Source organism: Holospora curviuscula, assembly GCF_002930195.1.
Lineage (GTDB): Bacteria > Pseudomonadota > Alphaproteobacteria > Holosporales > Holosporaceae > Holospora > Holospora curviuscula.
Genome location: NZ_PHHC01000152.1, coordinates 1 through 3,044 on the forward strand (window position 1 = coordinate 1; position 3,044 = coordinate 3,044).

A 3,044-nucleotide genomic window follows, 5' to 3' on the forward strand; every position below is an offset into this window, starting at 1 on the left:
GTTCCAAAATTAGGTCTCCAGTAAGGGTGTTCCCCTTAAAGGACGGTGTTTATTGGATAAAGATCTTGGACCTTCAAAGCTTGTACCGTTAGTCCTGCGTGTTTCTGGCATAGTTCATAATGATTTAATACGTTTTATCGAAATTTGTTTGAACTCTTTCCTTATACCTCTTAGTTTATTTATGTGTGTAGGCTCTGGTCTCAGGGATAGTTCATTAAAATATTATTTTGATCAAAAGCTTATTGCATAGTCTAGCCAGAAAAACTTGATTATACGCGTAAGATTTTCCCTGAAAAATTTTAAAAATACGAAATGCCACAGCAACACTCAGTATGTTGGAGATTTCCAAAAGGTTTGGAGCGGGTTTGGTGAGCACCATGCGCTGGTCCAAGTATCGTGAATTAAAGAAGACGAGCAATAAATCCTCTAGAAAGATTGACAGGGTGACTCTGAAAAAAACGTCGAGAGATTTTTTGATGAATCCAAATATCAGGGTGTACAGCAGCTGAAAGTCAGAAAATCTAACGTTGGATATTTCTTGAAACTTTTTGGACTTACCTATAAAAAACTCTAAACCCTCTTCCCAAAAAGCGCTTTATTTTTTCAAAAACTCAATGATTTTGAGGCAGAAAGATGTTCTCTCGTGTTTTTAAACGAATTAGAAATTGCTCTGGATAACAAGAATATTTGCTGCAAGGGGAGCAGTGTTTTAGGATTTACAATGGAGGAGAAAAAGTTTGTACAAAAGTCATGAGTGTTTTATAGCCAAACACATATAAAATGATGATATATATGCCTCTTTAAAAAGGCTTGCGATCCTGCTCCCCAGGACGCGCCTCCAATGGTCTTGTTCCATTTTTTTTAATAGGATGAAGCTCAGGTAAATGCGCAGAAAAACACACACGCGTATGTTCCAAAGATTGTGTGGCTTTCACTATTCTTTTTTATGAAATGGAGTATTGCTCATGACAAAACGACTGTCTTTGGGAGAAGAGCCTGGCTTACCTAAGCATTAAACGTAGAAGTGTTGATGGGAGGTATGAAATAAACTGATAATAAGAAGAACATCTCTTAATAAAGCACCCATCATATTCTCCGGACTTTTGGCCCCCTAGATAGTGTCGTCACGAGAGTAAATCTATACTGGCATGAGATATAGAATGAATCAATGAAAGGTTTTTATGATAGGCGCTCACCGACGCCATGATATGCCAGATCGCATATGGAGTCTTTTAGAGCCGCGATTGCCTGGGCGAAAAGGTTCCTGGGGAGGTATCGCCCATAATAATAGGCTTTTTAAACGCCGCCTTTTGGATATTGCGCACTGTCGCACCCTGGAGAAATTTGCCTCCTGACTTATGGCAACTGGAAAAACACGCATCGGGGCTTTTTCAGATGGCGGGACAAAGGCGTTTGGAAAGGAGTGTTAGAATCGCTTGTGATGGAGCCTGATTTTGAGTGGCTCATGATTTGATGCAAGCCCTATCAAAGTACATCCTCATGCAGCAGGAGCACGTGGTGAAAACCAAGCCATAGGACGAACAAAAGGGGGCTCAATTCCAAAATACATATAGCCGTGGATGCGACTGGTATGCCAGTGCGAATCCTTGTTACAGAAGATAGCACAGCTGATTGTACACAGGCTGAGGCTTTTATTGAGGGCATAAACGCCCAAGGTCTTTTAGCCGAAAAAGGCTATGATTCAGATGCTGTATTAGACATGGCAAACAGTCAAACCATTCAAGCGGTGATTCCTGCAAAAAAGAAGCGAAAAGAACAGCGCTTCTATGACAAAGACTTGTACAAGATCAGACATCGTGTTGAAAATGCCTTCTTGCATCTTAAGCGATGGAGAGGCATCGCCACGCGATACGCCAAAAACAGCTCCTCCTTTCTTGCAGCCGCCCCAAATACGCTGTCTTGCCCTTTGGCTCAATATCTCGTAACGACACTATCTAGGGGTGAATGCAAAAACAGCTATTTTCTTTTAAGGCATACCCATGTGTTCCCAGAGTATCATGGGTAAATTCCCTCTCATCAATACAGATGATGGCATGGGCTTCTTTTTATATTCCTCAATCTTTTGGCAGGACCTAGATCGTTTTCCGGGATCTGCTTTGGGCTAATTTAGAATTAAGGGCATGTCTGATTTCTGCAGTACTTACCCCAAAGCGTTTTGCGCGTTCATACCGCTACGCATTTGGATGATCCTCAGTATCTTTTTTGAGGAGTTTATATGGTTTTTGGGGGCGGGTTTATAGCACTTTATTCTAGGCTCAACGTTCTTGGACCCTCTGATGATCTTTGCAAAGCTGATCTTAAAACGCTTAGAGATCTCTAGCAAAGCTGAACTTTTCTTTCTCTTTGATTGCTCAAATCTCATGCTTGAAATTCATGAACTACACGGCCCCCTTAACGAAAAAAATTTTAAAAAATTATAATTATTTTATATGTCTTTGGCTATTAACGACGGGAAGATTTTGTTCACCGTCAGTGTGTTCACAGTCAACATCAACACGGTTATTTTTAATGCGGGGGTAGATAGAGGCTCTGATTCTAAAATTGCTATCCCGAAGTGTTGTTGTTATAGAGAATGCGGGCTTTTATAAGAGTAGTGAAATTGAAAACTTTATAAAATCTTTGGGAGGAAGACTGCTCTACTGACCTTCTTATTGACTAGAGCTTTACCCGATGAAAGAGAAGTGAGCTCGGGAAAAAACATTCGACACCATTAGGGCTCTTCTCTTGAAGCGCTGGTTTAGTGCTTAATCAAATTTTTTGAAGGGGCTAGGCGCAGCACCCCCCCCCTTATGATGAAAGGGGATAAAGGAAGAGAAGGGGGGGGTAGTGGAGAATTATCGCCAGCCTCGGGGGCAAACGCGCTCAATCTTTGCACCACAAGCTGCAAGTTTTCCTGGAAGATTTTCATACCCTCGATCTAAATGATAGACTCGGTTTACAATAGTTTCTCCCTTTGCTGCCAATGCTGCCAAGACCAAACAAACAGAAGCCCGTAAATCCGTAGCCATTACTTCAGCGCCTGT

The 3,044-nt window shown here is 41.5% G+C and carries 1 protein-coding gene and 2 pseudogenes; 1 reads left to right on the forward strand and 2 read right to left on the reverse strand.

The window, feature by feature from the left end; genetic code table 11:
* Positions 1 to 800: 800 nt before the first annotated feature.
* Positions 801 to 935, reverse strand: a complete 135-nt coding sequence (locus HCUR_RS09940; RefSeq protein WP_279337836.1) for a hypothetical protein — start codon at positions 933 to 935, stop codon at positions 801 to 803.
* A 246-nt stretch (positions 936 to 1,181) separates the two neighbouring features.
* On the opposite strand from HCUR_RS09940, the pseudogene HCUR_RS07595 reads away from it, so the two are divergent.
* Positions 1,182 to 1,946: pseudogene (locus HCUR_RS07595) on the forward strand (IS5 family transposase).
* Positions 1,947 to 2,855: 909 nt separating this feature from the next.
* Here HCUR_RS07595 and HCUR_RS07600 read toward each other — a convergent pair.
* Positions 2,856 to 3,044 (reverse strand): annotated as a pseudogene (locus HCUR_RS07600) (UDP-N-acetylglucosamine 1-carboxyvinyltransferase); the annotation flags it as partial.